We start from the raw sequence: 17,245 nt of genomic DNA, 5'->3' as shown, positions 1-17,245 counted from the left end.
TGGGCATGGACACAGAACTGCAGTTGGCAGGCGGGTACATCGAAACGTTTGCGGGCAACGGGAAGGCCCGCAGCACCGGTGACGGCAAGCGGGCGGTGAAGGCCGGGATTCCGCTGCCCCACCACGTGGCGCTCGACAAGGACGAAAAGTGGCTCTACTTCGCCGAGTCCGGGTCCGATCGCATCCGCCGCATCAATCTGCAGGAAGGCACGCTGCACAATTTCGCCGGGATCGGCGAAACGTGCTACAGCGGGGACGAGGGGCCTTGCGGAGAAGCCGGCTTGTATCTGCCGCTCGATGTCGCCTTCGATTCACAGAATCATCTCTATATTTGCGATTCCGGCAGCAACCGGATCCGGAAAGTGGATCGGGACACCGGCATCATCACGACCGTAGTCGGCACAGGCCAGCACGGGTTCAACGGGGATGGCCCGGCGCTCGAAGTCAATCTCACGTGGCCCGCCGCGATCGCCTTCGACCGTGACGACGTCATGTACATCGCCGATACCCAGGCGCATAAAGTCCGGCGCTACGATGCGAAGACCGGGATGGTGACGACCATCGCCGGAACCTGGACCGCCGAGGACGACGCGCGCGAACAGCCCTTGGTCGCCCGCAACCTCGTGGTGCTCTCCGGGGATGCCATCGGCATCGATTTCAGCGACGACCATGGCTGGCTCATGCCGGTCTGTTCGGACGGCCTGGACATGTCGATGTATCTGGACGACGGAAAGCCGGCGATGGAGGCGCGCCTCTACGACGTCGTCGGGATTGCGGTGAACAGCCAGGGCGATGTGCACATCGTCGATAAGGGGAGCAATCGCGTGCGGAAGATCGACGGCCGCACCGGGATCATCTCGACCGTGGCCGGAGTCTGCCGCTACGGATTCGACGGCGACGACAAGCCGGCCATCCGGGCCATGCTGCATGCCCCGGAAGCGGTGGTGTTCGACCAGCAGGATAATCTGTACGTGTCCGATACGATGAACCACCGGGTGCGGAAGGTCGATGCGCAGACCGGCATCATCACGACCGTCGCCGGAAACGGGGACAGCGGCTACGAAGACAAGAACATGGGGGGCTGTGGCGCCGCCCGCTTCGTGGCAAAAGAATCCGCCGGGACGCTCAAGCATGGCGACGGCTTGCTGGGGGTGGAGGCCGTGGTGAATTCACCCGTCGGCCTGGCGCTGGATTCCCAGGGGCATCTGTATATCTGCGAGCGGGGCGAAAACAAGATTCGCCGGGTGAAGCTGCCGTAAGTTCTGTTGGTCGCGCTCAACGCATCTGTCTCGTGCGGGTCTTGTGGTAGTGGGCAACCATCTCGACGGCCGCCGTCGACTTACTGATCTCCTGCATGGTGCGAATGACGAATCTCAATCGTTCCCGTCCTCTCCTCTTTTCTTTCCTCGCTTGTCTCCTGGTGATCGGTAGTGTGCTGGGCGGATCGGGCATCCCCTTGGTCAGTTCAGAGGGGATGATTATCCGTTCCCATCTGGTCGAGGGCGAGCTGCCTTCGGCGCCGGAAGATGCGGCCTGGGCGAAAGTCTCTCCGATGACCTTGCCGCTCAGCGGTCAGGTGATCACCCGTCCGGTCTGGCCTGAGCCGACGGCGCGGGCATTGGTCGTCCGGTCCGTCCATAACGGCACGGAGATCGCCTTTCTGCTGGAATGGCAGGACAACACGAAAAACGACCGTCTGACGCCGGGCACCTTCCGTGACGGCGTGGCGATCGGCCTCCCGCTCGGCGATGCGCCGGCTTTCTTCTGCATGGGGCAGCTGGATCACTACATCAACATCTGGCATTGGAAAGCGGACTGGCAGAGCGATCTCGACCGGCGCGCCGCGCGCCAATCGGAAAAGAAAGAGGGCGGCGTGCGCACGTTCGAAGTCATTCCCCGCCGGGTGTCCTCGGTGGAGGACCTGATCGGCGGCGGATTCAGCACGCTGACGACCAAGGAAAAGCAGGGGCGTATCCAGGGGAAAGCCCAATGGAAAGACGGCGTCTGGCACGTGGTCATGCGCCGGCCGCTCTCGAGCGAAGAGCAGGAGAATGAAGCCAAGCTCGTACCGGGCCGGATCCAGACGGTGTCGTTCGCCGTGTGGAACGGGGAGAACAAGGAGCGCAACGGGCAGAAATCCGTCGCGCCGTGGTTCCAGTTGCTGATCGATCCCGTTGCCAAGCTGTAGGCGTTCCGATTCGATCACGTCCGGGCCGGGTTGAGTCGGATTTCAGCCAAAGGGGGCGCCCATTCGAACCACAGGATTCGCAGAATCAGCCCTCCGGTGCGGGCGCGTAGTATGTCTGGCGGTCGGGCTCCTGACCCTCCTGCCGGGCGGGATGAAGGGAGTCGTCGCGGCGGCCGACGCCGGCGCGATGACCGACGAGGAAGCGGCGCGGTTGGGGGAAGAGTTCGGCGTAGTCGTCGGCGCGGTCGACGAAGAAATTCAGAAAGAGCTGAAGCTGCAGCAGCCCCAGGGCGTGGCGGTGTTCGAAGTCATCGGGAATTCCCGCGCGGATTATGCGGGCATCAAGGTGCGGTCGGTCATCAAGGAAATCGACAAACACGAGATCCGGACCATGATCGATTTCGGGCAGGCGATCAAGAGGGCCATGAAGGAATGCAATTTTACCGTCGGCACGTATGAGCCGGCCGATCCCGGCGATCCGGTCGGGTGGGGTGTGAATTTTCATTTCGTGGGCTGTAAACGGGACTAAGGGCGAACGATGCCGACACGACGACTGGCAATAGGGCTCTTCTTGCTGCTGGTGATCGGGCTGCAGGCGCTGGCTCACGAGCGGGCGATTGCGCAGAAGGCCGACGGGCAGGCCCCGGCCGATTGGGTCGCGGAGATCGAGAAGGTCTTCATCCGGTCCGAGGATTGTAAGCAATGTCATGACCGCCACTATGAAGAGTGGAAAGGGGTGCGCGAGCAGACGCCGGATCTGAAAACGTTCGGCCGGGTCGATGCGGCCCTCTTGCATGGCACCGCGCTGGAGTCGCCGGTGTTTCGTACCGTGTTGGGTGTCTGGATGCAGACCAATCCTACGCCGGACGAGCGCCGGCGTTGTCTTTCCTGCCATGTGCCCTCGACGACGGTGTTCCCGCAGCATGTCGAAAAGATCACCGCGCAGGTGCTGGCCGGGAAGCCGCAGGTCGAAGGGATCGGCTGCGCCTCCTGCCACATGATCAATGCCGTGGAGAAGACGCCGGGCCCCCCGCCGACCTTCAAGCTGTCGCCGGGGACCGCCATGTACGGCCCCTTTGCGGATCCGGAGGAGAATCTGGTCCATGCGGGCGTCCAATCGGAATTGTTCCGGGGCGCGAACTTCTGCGCCTCCTGCCACTTCGACAAAGTCAAAGACGTCACCCAGAAGGACCTGCCGGGAGAGATTCTACAGGGCACCATCTGCCAGGATTGCCACATGGAGCCCTCGACCGGCAGCTCGACCTCCCGGCGCGGGTCGATGACCCGGGCGATCGGCCGCCACTGGTTCAGAGGCGTCGTCATTCCGGGGACGCTCCTGAAGAACCGGAACCTGCAGGCTGAATGGATGCCGCGCGTCGATATCGATGTCGCCAAGTCGAGCGGCGCGGTGGAAGGCACGGCGCTGGTCAAGGTCGGCAGTCTGCCGCACAGTTTCCCGGACGGCGATCCGGTGTTGAAGCAGTTCATGCTGACCATTACGGTCAAGGACGCGCAGGGCAAGGTCCTGGGCGAAGAGACGAAACGCTTCGGCTTGCCCTATGACAAGATTCTCCGCGGTCCGATCCCCGATCCCTTCATCAAGGGCGGCAACACCCGCAAAGTGCCCTTCACGCTGCCGCTGGCGGCGGGGGTGACGCCGGCGACGGTCGAGGCCGTGCTGAACTATGCGCTGATCCCCACGCCGGAACCGGCGTTGCGCGACAGGTATCTCGCGACCCTGGCGAACGACAAGGAGCGGGACGAGGCCAAGAAAGTGCTCGACGAATATACTCAGCCGCGTCTCCTGACCTATCGGGCCAAGACTCTGTAGTTCAGTAAGTCGTGATGGGTGATGCGTGACTGGCTGGATGATAAGGAAACCGGAATGAAACAGGTGGTGAAGGCCGGCAAGAGATGGACCCTGTTTGCGGGGTTGCTGTCGATGGCTGTGATAGGACTGGGCCTCCTGTTTGTCGATGCACCATCGGCGCAGGATGCGAAGTCGCAGGCGGTCATCGAAAAGGCCTTCCCCAACTCCGGTAAGTGCAAGCGCTGCCATGAGCGCGTGTTCGAAGAGTGGGACACCTCGCCCCTCTCGAAGTCGATCCATTCCGCCGCCTTCCGGGCCTCGCTCGACGCCTATCTCAATTCATCGGCGGGCAAGGACAAAGCGCTCTGCTTCCGGTGCCACGCGCCGCACGTGCGCGAGTTTCCCGATCAGGCACAGCTCTTCGTCGATCAAGCGAAGTCGGGCGAGCCTTCGCTGGATGGCGTGGCCTGCGCGCAATGTCATTTGATCAAGCAGGTGGATCGCGCCAAGCATCCGCCGGAGCCGAAATACGAACTCGGTAGCAAGACCCTCTACGGTCCCTACAAGGACTTCGTGCAGAACCTGGCGCACCAGTCGATGGAGTTGGGTCTGTTTCAGAAGTCCGATCTCTGCCTGAATTGCCACCAGTCCGTGCCGTCAGCGGCGAATCTCGGCAAGAGCAACGATCTATTGGGCAACTGGGATCAGAGCAAGGCCGTGAAGTCCGGCAAGGAATGCCAGAGCTGCCACATGCCGGAGCAGGTCGGCGAATCGGCCAACGGCGAGAAGAAGCGGAAAACGGCGAACCATACCTTCCCCGGCCGCATCGGCAAGCTGCGTCAGGAAGCAGCCAAGCTGGACGTGCAAACGAAGGTCGAGGGAGAGAAGACCACGGTGACTGTGACGGTGCAGAGCCTCGTGCCGCACAACCTGCCTACGACCCATCCGGCCTGGGCCGGCGTCGCGCTGGATCTGGACATCAAGGGCAAGAACCTGAAGACGGTCTATACCGACAAGCGCGTGTACGGGCGGGTCTATCAGGACGCCAAGGGGCAGAAGACCAATTTCGACTTCGAGGCCGTCAAAGTGCTGGAAGATACGGTCCTGAAGCCGGAAGAAACCCGCGTCGAAACCTTCACCTTCCCCACGCCGAAAGACACCAGGACCTTCGACGTCGAAGTGACCCTCAACTATGCCCCGATCACCGGCCCGGCGCCGTTCCTCCAGCGGGTCGAAGCCGAGTCCTCCAAGGGGTCACAAGATCCCGTCTTCCAACCCATCGAAATCGTCAAGCGGACGGACAATATTCCGGTCAATAAGTGACCGTATCTCGTCGTTCGTGAAGCGTATCTCGTAGGATGAGACTGAATGGTCTCCGGTCATGCGAGAGACGAACGACGCTTCACGAGATACGATTTGGCTTATTCGAACACGATCCGCGAGCCAGGCGACTTCATCTTGAAGATCTGGAGGGCGCTGTAGATGCCCTTGGCGGGGTGGTTGAGGATGAGGCGTGAGTTCGTGATATGGGTATCGAGGAGTTCATACTGCCCGCCGCTGTAGTAGAGATCGCAGTCGTCGATCTGGCAATTCTTGTACACGTGATTGTCCAGCGACAACTTCGCCTTGCTGAAGGTCTGCCCGTCGATCACGATATAGTTCGGTTCCAGTCCCATAGAGCCCTCCGTGCGTCGCAGGGCAATATAGCAAAGCCCCATGTTTTCGTAAACCAGCCGGGAACCCTCTAGCCTATGAATCTGCAATCGGAAAAGTTGTGCGAGGTTCTTTGTTGAAGGAATGATTGTAAGCAAAAACGGCAGGTCTCACAGCGATTGGTGCCGAAGCTGGGATTTGATTTGATGCTAGTCACACAGCTTCAGCAATAACGAGGGTTTTGCAAACTTCCCTATCATCTTCAATTAATTACGGAGAGATTCCGAGTGAGACACAGAGAGACGGAATTTGCGGAAAGTAGCGCTGCTCTACGACCGTTTCACGACCGCCTTTCTTTTCTGGTTCGAGTTCTGCTCGGCTCACCACGTTGGACAGAAGACAGAATCTTCAAAACAGCCTTCAGCCTCTTCCCGTCTGCGTAATCGTTTTGGGCATCTTGTCCAAAACCCCATTTCACGGTGGAGTGCGAAGAAGTCGATTTTCCCGGTGGTTTGCCGTATTCTTCCGCCTGGCTCAAAACAAAGGATTTTGGCTATTCAAACCGAAAGCCTCTCAAGAACACATCGATCGGGACAATTCCCAAAAGACAAGAATTGATTTATGCAGATAATCTTACAGCGTCGAGCGGAAATAGCGCTCCGTTCTCTTAGCCCTCCAGAGCAGGGCAGCATTTACCGCGCCTTTGACAAACTCTCGAAACAACGCATGGAGCTGCTGCGGACTGATCCGAAGTTACACACGCTCCGTATGGGAGTACATCCCCAAAAGCTTTTTATATACAAAGGCAGTCCACGGATCAGAATTATATTTTCGATTGATAAGGACATTTGCACGATCGAGGACATAGTTCACCACGATCGCTTGGAGCGCCTGCTAAGCAAGCGGGAGCAGCAATGAAAAGGCTGCAGCCACACGTTCTCGATCCTGCAAGATGCCGCAAGGAATGGAATGAATACTCAGCACTTCTTGCATCGAAATCGGTTCTGTCGGAACGGCGAGATATTCTGCCATTTTTTAAGGATCGTCAAAATCTTTCGTTGCTAATATGCAGCTACTTTCCGCGGATCAAGACGCCAGATTTATTCGCTCATGAATATCAAATCGATGGAGACTTTGTTGCTGATCTCGTTGTAGGCGACTCGTCGGTTCAACATTATTTATTAATAGAATTCGAAAACGGTGCACCGGATAGTATCTTCAAGAAAAGGGCAAGTAAGGCAACTCCTGACTGGGCTTCCCGTTTCGAAGGCGCTCATTCTCAATTGATTGATTGGCTTTGGAAACTTGAGGATAAACGAAGTACCGGTGACTTCTTAAACACCTTCGGCAGCCGGCAGGCAAGTTTTCAGGGCCTCATCATTGTTGGGAAAGATATGCAACTTCTTCCACAAGAGAAGGCTCGTCTGAAATGGCGAATGAACCGCACAATGATCGATTCTAATGCTATCGCTTGTGTCTCATTTAACGAATTAAGCGATGACTTAGACCATTGGCTAAAGGCGTTTTATAACGTGTAGCCATTAGCTTCCATGGCATACCTTCGATGAGCATCCATGATTTAAGAATTGCTCTCTTTTCTGAAGCTTGATAATTGCGACTACCCCTACAGACAAGTAAGGGACTATCGATGCGATGTATTGCCAACTACGAGATCGAGTCAGAAATGTCGGTTACATCCGATAATATCCGGCTAGAACTTCAACATCCAAAGTGCGACTTCCAGGCGAGGATTAGAAATATAGTGCGTAACGATTATTCGGCGCCATTTCTCTTGTCCTTGGAGCTTATCTTCGAAGCGCCGAGTCTAAAGGAAGCCCCAGACATCGCGGACGAAAGATTAGCTGAGTGTCTCAATATGATAGCCCTTGTAACTGGCGCGGGGATACGTCGACATCGAATCAAGCAGATTGTTGATTGCACACCTGTGTCAGGAATGAGGGAATGTCTTGTATGGGTGGATTCAGCGGGGCATGAGGACCCTCAGCCGTTCCTAGACCAAAATATTATGGGGTCAATGGAGCGCTTGCTGCAGTCTGATTTACCCTCAGCAGTTCGCCGTGCAATGCGGTGGTATCGAATTGGCCTTCACGAGTCTATAGCAGATGATCAATTCCAATATTTTTGGTTTGCTCTGGAGATACTTGCTGAGCACCAGAAATCCACCGAAAAGGTGGCAGATAAATGTCCTCAGTGCAAATCTCCCCTTTATTGTGAAAACTGCAAGACGCATCCAACGCATAGGCCATATGCGAAGCAAGCAATCCGGGACTTGATTCAGGCGGCTGACAAGACCTGCAAGGAGGAAACTATAGAGGCACTAGATAAGACTAGAAACGCGCTTATGCATGGACGAACTTTAGCGGAGATCGAGGCAGACCGATTCAACACGGGTCAACACATCGTTGATGTGCTAGGTGAAATCGTGTTTAAGGCTCTAGTAAATCAGTTTCCCAAGGAAACATTCAAAGAGACGATCACTTTTGGCCGTCCAAACACCTATGTTCATTGGACTAGGACGGGATTTGTCCATATTAGTACGATCGTTCCTCAGGGCGAGGATGGCGAATTAGACCTGAGCTTCAAGGGGCTTACGGTAACCACGGTAACCGATGATCCACCTCAGAGTGGCCGGCCCAGCATCATTCCTATGACCCCTGCACAGCACAACCAACTAGAGCTCCTTTCGCGCAAGCAGGGTGATCATCAGGAGCTGTGTAAGCGCGTATGTAAGAGGGTGAAAGTGCAAGATGAAAAGAGGGTAACTCTAATACTCGCAACGGACATGGCGAGAATCCAGGGTGCACTCAAACGCGCTGAGACAGGAGACTGGCAAGACCTCTTCCGCGAGATCTTAAGCGCCAATGCCTCCGGAGGCATGCCCAAGGAGGGGAAGTAAGGTGACGGTTGCACATTACTCCCAGATACGGCGCATTGAAACACTACCCACCAGCGCCTCCCTCGAAGATTGTCCTCATTTTGTGCTCAACTTACTCTGACCCCATTCCAGCGTTCTTCAGGCGAACATTGAGTTGGGGTAAAACTCGCTGAATAGGCAAGAGTGAGCTTGGTATATGCGCGACTTGGGTAGCGGGATGGCTTTCCTAAACCAATGGCCCTACGACTGGATTTGTCCCTCAACCATCTGATTGATGGAAAGCGAAGGCGCTGTCTTGGATGCTTCATTGTTCAGGGTTTGGAGATTGGATTTGTTGAGGGGAGACACAAGTAGGAAAGATAAAGGTGCCACAAACCATTTTTTTCTGCTGGCATTGTTAGAGCCCTCGAATTCGCCGTCGTACAATTCCGAGAACAGAAAAGATGCGGGATGTCTTTTCTAGCAACCCAATAGCAATCTGCTGGTTTCCTTGAACGTTCTCCCGGTGCGCGTTCCTTCCCATTGCCCTTGAACAACTTTTCCCACACGATCCACCCATGGCTTCGGGGCAGGAGGCGGCGCTATGATGTTTAGGGGCTGTCTGGCCTCCGGACTGCTACGAATAACTCTGGGTTGAAGGCATCAGGAGGTGCTGACAGCCGCGAGGCCACCCTGATTGGAAGACAGGAGGTGAGCCATGAGTGTTGCAACTTACACAAGCATGACGGAAGCCATAGAGGAGTTACGGAAGAGAGGATTCACCGCGAATTTTGAGTTTCTCGATCAGGCGTTCCGGGACGTCGACAGCGGGAGAACCTTTAAGGCTGACGAGCTGACGATCGTGGAACACTACCGGTTCGAGGGAGCCAGCGATCCGGAGGACATGTCGGTCGTCTATGCCATCGAGAGTAGCGACGGCACCCGAGGGGTCATCGTGGACGCCTTTGGGACCTATGCCAATCCAGAGCTCGGCGGGTTTCTCAACAACGTGGTCCTTCATGAAGATCTGTGAGCCTGAGTGAACTCGATGGAGTCCCCCAGCTCGACGTTGCTGGTCAAACCGGCAAAGGATTCGTCTGATCAAAAGCCGATAGATCCTGCGTGCCGCGTGCGCGAACGACTGACAAGCCGCCCGTAGCCCCTCTTTTCATCTTGATCCATTTCCACCACCTCTATAGAATGGCCCAGTTTTTCGGCTAGTTAGCGACATAGCGGCACCTGCACCACCCTGCGGACTTCTCCTTTCAGGTTTGTCCTTCGGTTGGGTTGAAGGCCACGGGGAATTGAGCGACATCAACGGTCGTTTAACCACTAGGAGGGTATCCCGTGAGCGACTCAGCCATTGTTTCCTTTGCATTGATTGCGGCAGTAGCGGGCATTGCCTATGGCCTGTATCTGGCGATGTGGGTGTTCAAGCTGAACGCCGGCAACGCCAAGATGCAGGAAATTGCCAAGGCCATTCAGGAAGGGGCCGGCGCCTACATGAACCGTCAATACAAGACGGTGGGTGTGGTGGCGGCCGTCCTGTTCGTGGTGCTCCTGGGAGCCGGTGCGGTCTCCGATAAATTCGGATTGTTGACGGCGATCGGCTTCCTGGTCGGCGCCGGCGCGTCCTCACTGGCCGGCTATGTCGGCATGATCATCGCGGTGCGCGCCAACGTGCGGACGGCGCAGGCCGCGCACAATGGCATGAATGCCGCGTTGACGGTCGCCTTTCGCGGCGGCGCGGTGACGGGGCTCTTGTTGATAGGGTTGGGGCTGCTGGCGATCACCGGCTTCTATACGATTGCCATGTCGATGGCCGGTCAGGAGAAGGCGATTCATGCGCTGCTCAGCCTGGGATTCGGCGGCAGCTTGATTTCGGTCTTTGCCCGTGTGGGCGGCGGTATTTATACGAAAGCGGCGGACGTGGGCGCGGACCTCGTGGGCAAGGTCGAGGCGGGGATTCCGGAAGACGATCCACGCAACCCGGCGGTGATCGCGGACAATGTGGGCGACAACGTCGGCGACTGCGCCGGTATGGCGGCCGACCTCTTTGAAACCTATGCGGTGACGACCGTGGCGGCGATGGTGCTGGCCTTCACGCTGTTCAAGGGCGCGAGTGCGCCGATTCTCTATCCGCTCGCGTTGGGCGCGGTGACGATTTTCGCCACGATCATTGGAGTGCTATTCGTGAAAGTCAGCCCGGGCGGCGAGATCATGACGGCGCTGTATAAGGGCCTGTTCGTGGCCGGCGGGATCGCGGCGGTCGCGTTCTTTCCGATCACGAATATGATTATGGAAGGTGTTGGTGGTGTCAGCGGCATGAGCTACTACATCGCGGCGTTGATCGGATTGGCCGTGACGCTGGCGCTGGTGTTCATCACCGATTACTACACCTCCAAGAGCTATGCCCCGGTGAAGGCCATTGCCAAGGCCAGCGAAACGGGTCATGCGACGAACATCATAGCCGGTCTGGCGGTAGGCATGCAGTCCACGGCCGCCCCGGTGGTGGTTATCGGGGCTGCAATTCTGAGTAGTTACTGGATTTGTGGCGGTGCGGCTTCGGGTGGTTTGTACGGCGTGGCGGTGGCGGCGGTGTCGATGTTGTCGATGGCGGGGATCGTCGTGGCCATCGATGCCTTCGGCCCGATCACCGACAATGCCGGCGGCATTGCTGAAATGTCGCATCTCGGGAAAGAGGTGCGGGACATTACCGATCCGCTGGATGCCGTGGGGAACACGACCAAGGCCGTGACCAAAGGGTATGCGATCGGGTCGGCCGGGCTGGCGGCGGTGGTGCTGTTTGCCGAATACGCGCGCGAGGTCGGGAAAGGGAGCGGGGCGAGCACGTTCGACCTGTCGAACCCTTCCGTGCTGGTCGGACTCTTCCTGGGCGGGATGTTGCCGTTTATTTTCGGCGCTCTCTGTATGAAAGCGGTCGGTGAGGCAGCCGGTCTTGTCGTGGAAGAGGTGCGCAGACAGTTCAGGACAATCAAAGGGATCATGGAAGGCACCGGCAAGCCCGAATACGGCACCTGTGTCGATATCGTGACCCAGGCGGCCATCAAGAAGATGATGATACCGGGACTCATTCCGGTGATCTCACCGATCCTGGTCGGTGTGATCCTCGGGCCGCAGGCGCTCGGCGGCGTGTTGGTCGGCAGCATCGTGACCGGCCTCTTTGTCGCCATCTCGATGACGAGCGGCGGCGGCGCCTGGGATAATGCGAAGAAGTTCATCGAAGAACAGGGCCTGAAAGGCACTGATACGCATAAGGCGGCGGTCACGGGCGACACGGTCGGCGATCCGTACAAAGACACGGCCGGCCCGGCGATCAACCCGATGATCAAGGTCATCAACATCGTGGCCTTGTTGATCGTGTCGTTGATTGTGAAATAGCGTCGTTCGTGAAGCGTGAAGCGTATTTCGCAAGCGAGGAAGTTCGTTGGCCTACGAACGACGCGAGACGAGTGACGAGATACGGTTTTGCGCTCGGCTTGACGGCTGAAAGAACCCTGGGGTAAGGTGATCGCAGGGATCACGCTGGTGGCTGATCCACGAGAGTTTCCCTGATACACGGGAGGTGCTCGGATGGAGAAACAAGAGCGTAAGCAGGAGCCCAAACGAGAGCCCCAGTCCAAGGACGAGGTCAAGGCGAACCCCAAGGTCGTCGAGGCCGGCAAGAAGCTCAAAGAAGATATCGATAAGCTCGTGGACGAAATCGACGACGTGCTCGAAAAGAACGCCGAAGAATTCGTCAAGAACTACGTGCAAAAGGGAGGGGAGTAGCGGACCGTCGGTCCGCGCTCCCCTTTCTGTTTCCCGCCCGTTCCTCCGTCTTCATACCTCCGTCGTTCGTTCGTCGATTGGTCCCAACTCCCTTCCGCTGTCCGTTTTTGTGCGGTTTGACAAAGGGATAGGGAGCCATTACCATCCCGTTTCATCCGATTAGTCGGCTCATTTCAAGGCAGAGACCTGCACGAAGGCGAGGATGATGTCGAAGCTCTGGGTCTTTCGTGATATCGATCCCGGCCGGCGAGCCGCTCTCGCCCAGGCCCTCTCCATCGCTCCGGCCACGGCCTCGCTGTTGCTCGCGAGGGGCGTGACCACGGCGGACGAAGCGACGGCCTGGATGGCTCCGCTGCGCACCCATGACCCCTTTTTGATTCCTGACATCGAGGTGGCGATCGATCGCTTGCGCCATGCCATGCAGCAGGGCGAGCGCGTCTGTTTCTACGGCGACTATGACGTGGACGGCATGTCTGCGACGAGCATCTATCTCTCGTTTTTTCGCGGGCTGGGGGCCGATGTCCGGGCCTATGTGCCGCACCGGATACGCGAAGGCTATGGGTTGAACGAAGGGGCGATTCGCTCGCTGGCTGCCGACGGCGTGACGCTCCTGGTGACCTCCGATTGCGGCACGACATCTCATCGTGAAATTGCCTTGGCCAGGCAGCTTGGGATGGACGTCCTGGTCACGGACCACCATCAAACCGACGAGCACATGCCGCCCGCGTTGGCGGTGATGAATCCCCATCGGCGCGACGCGCGCTATCCCTTTCGCGGGCTCTGTTCCGGTGGACTGGCCTATAAGGTGGCCGACGCCTATCAGCAGCGTTATGGGCCCGGTTCGGTGGCGCTGGAGTCGCTGCTGGATCTCGTGGCCCTTTCGACGATCGCCGATGTGGTGCCGTTGCAGGACGAGAATCGCGGGTTTGTCCGTGCGGGCTTGCAGCAACTCTCGCGCGGGTCCCGGTGCGGCATTCGCGCGCTCAAGCTGGTGGCGGGCATCACGCGTGACTGTTCGGCGGAGACCGTCGGCTTCAAGCTGGGTCCCAGGCTCAATGCGGCCGGACGCATGGACCACGCGATCAAGGGGGTGCAGCTCCTGACGACCGAGTCCGAGGTGGAAGCCAGGATGCTGGCGCAGGAGCTTGATCAGCTGAACCGCCAGCGGCAGGATCTGGAAGCGGAGATCATGCGCGAGGGGTTGGCGTTATTGGGCGATGGCGAGATTCCCCCGGCGATTGTGCTGGGATCCCGCCGATGGCATCTGGGGGTGGTCGGCATTGTGGCGGCGCGGCTGGTCGAACGATTCCACCGTCCGGCCATCGTCATGGCGATCAATGAGCAGGGCATCGGCAAGGGGTCGGCCAGGACGATCCCCGGGTTCGATTTGTACCAGGCGCTGGCGGCTTGCAAGGATCTCCTGGTGGCGTTCGGCGGGCATCCGAGCGCGGCCGGGATGACGATTGAGGAAGCCCGCCTGCCGGAGTTTCAGGCCCGCTTTGCGGCGGTGGCCGGGGAATGGGCCTTGACGGGAAATGTGACCCCGACCTTACACGTGGATTCCGAAGTCGCGCTGGAGGAAGTGAATCTCCGGCTGATTCAGGAAATCGGCAGCCTCCATCCGTTCGGAGCCGGGAATCCCGAGCCGATGTTTGCGGTGAAAGGGCTGGCGATCATGGAGGCACGGGTCGTGGGCGAGAAGCATTTGAAGATGACGGTGCGGCAGGGGCGGTCGCTCCCGTTCGACAGCATCGGATTCGGGATGAAATCGCTCGCGGAGCAGGGGCTGTCGCTCAAGACGCCCGTCGATCTGGCCTTCACGCCCGAGCTCAACCATTGGAACGGGTACGACCGGATTCAGTTGCGCATCAGGGACATGCGCGCGACCTCCACCGGGTAGGACGACGATGGTCTACGAAACCGTCACCGACATCGATCAATTGCTCGAACGCGTTCGCGGCTACCAGCCGGATGCCGATCTGGGATTGGTGCGGAAAGCCTATGACTTTTCCGCGAAAGCGCATGCCGGACAAACGCGCCGATCGGGGGAGCCGTATGTGCAGCACCCCGTGGCGGTCGCGGGGGTCCTGACGCTGCTCAAAACCGACGTGGCGGCCGTCGTGGCCGGCCTGCTTCACGACACCCTGGAAGATACGGTGGCGACGCCGGACGAACTTGAACGCGAGTTCGGCAAGGAAGTCGTGCATCTCGTCGATGGCGTGACGAAGATCGGCAAGATCACGTTCCGCAGCTCCGAAGAAAAACAGGCGGAGAATTTCCGCAAGATGGTCTTGTCGATGGCGGACGATATCCGCGTCGTCATCATCAAGCTGGCCGACCGTCTCCACAATATGCGGACGCTTGAATACATGAGCGAGGCCAAGCGCCAGGAAATCGCGCAGGAAACGTTGGAGATCTATGCGCCGTTGGCGAACCGAATCGGCATCGGGTGGGTGAAGAACGAGTTGGAGGACCTGTGCCTGAAGCATCTCAAGCCCGACGTCTATGAGATGTTGCGCGTGCGCGTCGCGAAACGGGATGAGGACCGGCAGCAATATATTCAGGAAGTGCGGGAAGTGGTCGAAAAGGCGCTGGCCGAAGCCGGATTGCCGGGCACGGTGTATGGCCGTCCGAAGCATCTGTACGGCATCTACCAGAAAATGAACAAGCAGGATATTACCTTCGAGGAAGTGTACGATCTGACGGCCTTGCGGATCATCACCGACACGAAGATGAGTTGCTATGCGCTGCTCGGGGTCATCCATTCGTTGTGGCGTCCGCTGCCCGGACGGTTCAAAGACTACATCGCCATCCCGAAATCCAACCTCTATCAATCGCTGCACACGACGGTGGTGGGACCGAAGGGCGAGCATGTGGAGTTCCAGATCCGGACGGATGAGATGCATCGGGTGGCTGAATACGGGATTGCGGCCCATTGGAAGTACAAGGAGCAGGGCCGGGTGGCGGAGAAAGACAGCAAGGCCTTCGGCTGGCTCCACCAGTTCGTCGAATGGCACCAGGATCTGCCGGATAACCGGCAGTTCATGGATTCGGTTAAGCTGGATCTCTTCCATGACGTGGTCTACATCTTCACGCCGAAGGGCACCGTAAAGGAACTGCCGAAAGGCTCCACGCCGATCGACTTTGCCTATGCCATTCACACGGAAGTCGGCGATCACTGTGTGGGCGCGAAGGTCAACGGCAAGATTGTCCCCTTAAAGCATCAGGTCGAGAGCGGCGACACGGTCGAAATTCTCACCTCTCCCAATCAGACCCCGCACAAAGACTGGCTCAAGTTCGTCCGCACCTCGCGCGCGAAGACCAAGATCAAACATTGGATCAAATCCGAGGAGCAGGCGAGGAGCCTCGAAATCGGGCGTCGCCTCCTGGAGTCCGAACTGCGCCGGCACGGGCTCGCTCCGGCCCAGATGTTGAAGTCGGAGCAGTGGGCGGAGGTCGCTCGTCAATCGGGGTATGACACGGTCGACGAATTAACTGCCGCCGTGGGATTCGGTCATGTGGCCACCGCGGAGATCGTCGCCAGGCTCGCCTCGCCGGGAACGGGTGCGGCCGCGCCGGTGGCGGCACCGGCTCCGGCTCACAAGGTTCCGGGGGGGAAAGCGGACGACAAGGGTGTGCGAGTGAAAGGCGCGCGGGACCTGTTGATGCATCTGTCGCGCTGCTGCAATCCTGTGCCGGGGGATCGGATTCTCGGCTACATTACGAGAGGACGCGGCCTTACGATTCACTCGGTGGATTGTCCGAACCTCGAAGCCCTCGACTACGATCGGGAACGGCTGGTGGAGGTGGATTGGGACACGGGCACGCCGGGCCTCCATCCCGTGAAAGTGTCGGTGATGGCGGTGGACAAGACGGGCGTGCTGGCCAACGTCTCATCGGCGATTGCCGAATGTCATGCCAACATCAGCCGGGCGGAGATCACCACCCGCGAAGATCGGAAAGCGGTGCTGGATTTCGTCGTCGAGGTGAACGACACGAAGCACATCAATCAGGTGCTCAAGACGATTGAACGGATCGACGGGGTGATTTCAGCGCGGCGTATTCGGGCGTGGCAGGAAAAGTAAGGTCCGGCCTATCGACGAATCTTACGGATTCGGAAACTGCAGCTTCGTTCCCTTCTCGATCTTCAACCCGTCTACAGTCCCGGCGGCAATCTCCAGCACGAACATCGCGCCTTCGTTCGGGCGGTACTGGGGGCAGGAGTCGTCCGTTCTGGTGCAGATCGGCACGTTGCGTTCGATGTGGATGACGCGCTTCTTGGCGTCCATCCAAATCAGATCGAGCGCGATCTTGGTGTTCTTCATCCAGAAGGTCCACTCCTGGGCCTGATCGAAGAAGAACAGCATCCCGTGGTCCTTCTCCAGGTGGTCGCGGTACATGAGGCCCGTGGCGCGCTTTTGCGGGGTGTCGGCAACCTCGGCGTGGATCACAGTGCCGGACGGCGTTTGGACTCGAATCAGCTGTGAGGCGGCCGGCGCAGACATCGCTTCTCTGCCCCCTAGAGTGGTCAGAGCCAAGAGAAGGAGGCCGACGATGAGAGTGCGGGACATCATGGGGGCATGGTACTGGCCGGCATGACGGCAGTCAAGGCATGGTCGCATGCTGTTAATACGGGGAGAAATCAGGTTTTGCCTGCCTTGCATTCCCGGAGAGACCTGTGCGATTCTCGGCCATATCAGCCAGGAGGCCCGTATGAAAGAAGTTCGGAAGGTCCATTACGTCAAGGGTGTGTTTGTGTGCCCGAATTGCCGCCAGTCCTATGTCCAGGAAAAATGGATCGAAGCCTGGCGTGTTCGTTGCCACAAGTGCGACTACCGCGGGGCGCTCACGGACGTCTCCGTCGAAGAGCGGATGGAAGAGGAAACGTTTCGTCGGTGACCCGGCGCCCGCCTTGCGCGCCCGGTCC

Annotated in this window: 15 protein-coding genes; 13 read left to right on the top strand and 2 right to left on the bottom strand. The window is 58.5% G+C overall.

What is annotated here, in order from left to right; translation table 11 throughout:
* Positions 1–5: 5 nt before the first annotated feature.
* The 5 genes from ACO9S2_RS03570 (at position 6) to ACO9S2_RS03550 (ending at position 5,321) form a co-directional block, all read left to right on the top strand.
* On the top strand, positions 6–1,259 hold the full coding sequence (locus ACO9S2_RS03570) for a hypothetical protein (protein WP_423720526.1): 1,254 nt from the start codon (positions 6–8) through the stop codon (positions 1,257–1,259).
* Positions 1,260–1,354: 95 nt separating this feature from the next.
* On the top strand, positions 1,355–2,188 hold the full coding sequence (locus tag ACO9S2_RS03565; RefSeq protein ID WP_423720524.1) for an ethylbenzene dehydrogenase-related protein: 834 nt from the start codon (positions 1,355–1,357) through the stop codon (positions 2,186–2,188).
* Between the two features lie 151 nt (positions 2,189–2,339).
* The gene (locus ACO9S2_RS03560; protein ID WP_423720523.1) at positions 2,340–2,717 is read left to right on the top strand and encodes a hypothetical protein; all 378 of its coding nucleotides are present in this window, start codon (positions 2,340–2,342) and stop codon (positions 2,715–2,717) included.
* 9 nt (positions 2,718–2,726) lie between these two features.
* Complete coding sequence (locus ACO9S2_RS03555) at positions 2,727–4,019, top strand: multiheme c-type cytochrome (RefSeq protein WP_423720522.1); 1,293 nt, start codon at positions 2,727–2,729, stop codon at positions 4,017–4,019.
* A 21-nt stretch (positions 4,020–4,040) separates the two neighbouring features.
* Entirely contained in the window at positions 4,041–5,321 is a 1,281-nt protein-coding gene (locus tag ACO9S2_RS03550; protein WP_423720520.1) for a multiheme c-type cytochrome, read from the top strand.
* 98 nt (positions 5,322–5,419) lie between these two features.
* On the opposite strand, the gene ACO9S2_RS03545 is transcribed toward ACO9S2_RS03550, so the two are convergent.
* On the bottom strand, positions 5,420–5,674 hold the full coding sequence (locus tag ACO9S2_RS03545; RefSeq protein WP_423720519.1) for a hypothetical protein: 255 nt from the start codon (positions 5,672–5,674) through the stop codon (positions 5,420–5,422).
* 891 nt (positions 5,675–6,565) lie between these two features.
* On the opposite strand from ACO9S2_RS03545, the gene ACO9S2_RS03540 reads away from it, so the two are divergent.
* The 7 genes from ACO9S2_RS03540 (at position 6,566) to ACO9S2_RS03510 (ending at position 16,403) form a co-directional block, all read left to right on the top strand.
* A complete protein-coding gene (locus tag ACO9S2_RS03540) occupies positions 6,566–7,189 on the top strand; it encodes a Shedu immune nuclease family protein (protein WP_423720518.1) in 624 nt (207 codons plus the stop codon).
* Positions 7,190–7,335: 146 nt separating this feature from the next.
* Positions 7,336–8,568, top strand: a complete 1,233-nt coding sequence (mauJ, locus tag ACO9S2_RS03535; protein ID WP_423720516.1) for a methylamine utilization protein MauJ — start codon at positions 7,336–7,338, stop codon at positions 8,566–8,568.
* Between the two features lie 676 nt (positions 8,569–9,244).
* Entirely contained in the window at positions 9,245–9,559 is a 315-nt protein-coding gene (locus ACO9S2_RS03530; protein WP_423720515.1) for a phosphoribosylpyrophosphate synthetase, read from the top strand.
* A 314-nt stretch (positions 9,560–9,873) separates the two neighbouring features.
* On the top strand, positions 9,874–11,928 hold the full coding sequence (locus ACO9S2_RS03525; RefSeq protein WP_423720514.1) for a sodium-translocating pyrophosphatase: 2,055 nt from the start codon (positions 9,874–9,876) through the stop codon (positions 11,926–11,928).
* Between the two features lie 192 nt (positions 11,929–12,120).
* Positions 12,121–12,318: a ubiquitin-like protein Pup gene (locus ACO9S2_RS03520; protein ID WP_423720513.1), complete on the top strand. Its 198-nt coding sequence runs from the start codon at positions 12,121–12,123 to the stop codon at positions 12,316–12,318.
* 202 nt (positions 12,319–12,520) lie between these two features.
* Complete coding sequence (gene recJ, locus ACO9S2_RS03515; protein WP_423720512.1) at positions 12,521–14,218, top strand: single-stranded-DNA-specific exonuclease RecJ; 1,698 nt, start codon at positions 12,521–12,523, stop codon at positions 14,216–14,218.
* Between the two features lie 7 nt (positions 14,219–14,225).
* The gene (locus ACO9S2_RS03510) at positions 14,226–16,403 is read left to right on the top strand and encodes a RelA/SpoT family protein (protein WP_423720511.1); all 2,178 of its coding nucleotides are present in this window, start codon (positions 14,226–14,228) and stop codon (positions 16,401–16,403) included.
* A 21-nt stretch (positions 16,404–16,424) separates the two neighbouring features.
* Here ACO9S2_RS03510 and ACO9S2_RS03505 read toward each other — a convergent pair whose 3' ends face one another.
* On the bottom strand, positions 16,425–16,823 hold the full coding sequence (locus ACO9S2_RS03505) for a DUF192 domain-containing protein (RefSeq protein ID WP_423720510.1): 399 nt from the start codon (positions 16,821–16,823) through the stop codon (positions 16,425–16,427).
* A 208-nt stretch (positions 16,824–17,031) separates the two neighbouring features.
* On the opposite strand from ACO9S2_RS03505, the gene ACO9S2_RS03500 reads away from it, so the two are divergent.
* Positions 17,032–17,217 carry a hypothetical protein gene (locus ACO9S2_RS03500; protein WP_423720508.1) on the top strand — a complete coding sequence of 62 codons (186 nt, stop codon included), beginning with the start codon at positions 17,032–17,034 and terminating at the stop codon, positions 17,215–17,217.
* Positions 17,218–17,245: the final 28 nt, after the last annotated feature.

This window comes from Nitrospira sp. NS4 (assembly GCF_049546785.1).
GTDB lineage: Bacteria > Nitrospirota > Nitrospiria > Nitrospirales > Nitrospiraceae > Nitrospira_D.
The sequence above is the reverse complement of the archived record's forward strand: the minus strand, read 5'-3'. Positions and strand labels throughout refer to the sequence as shown.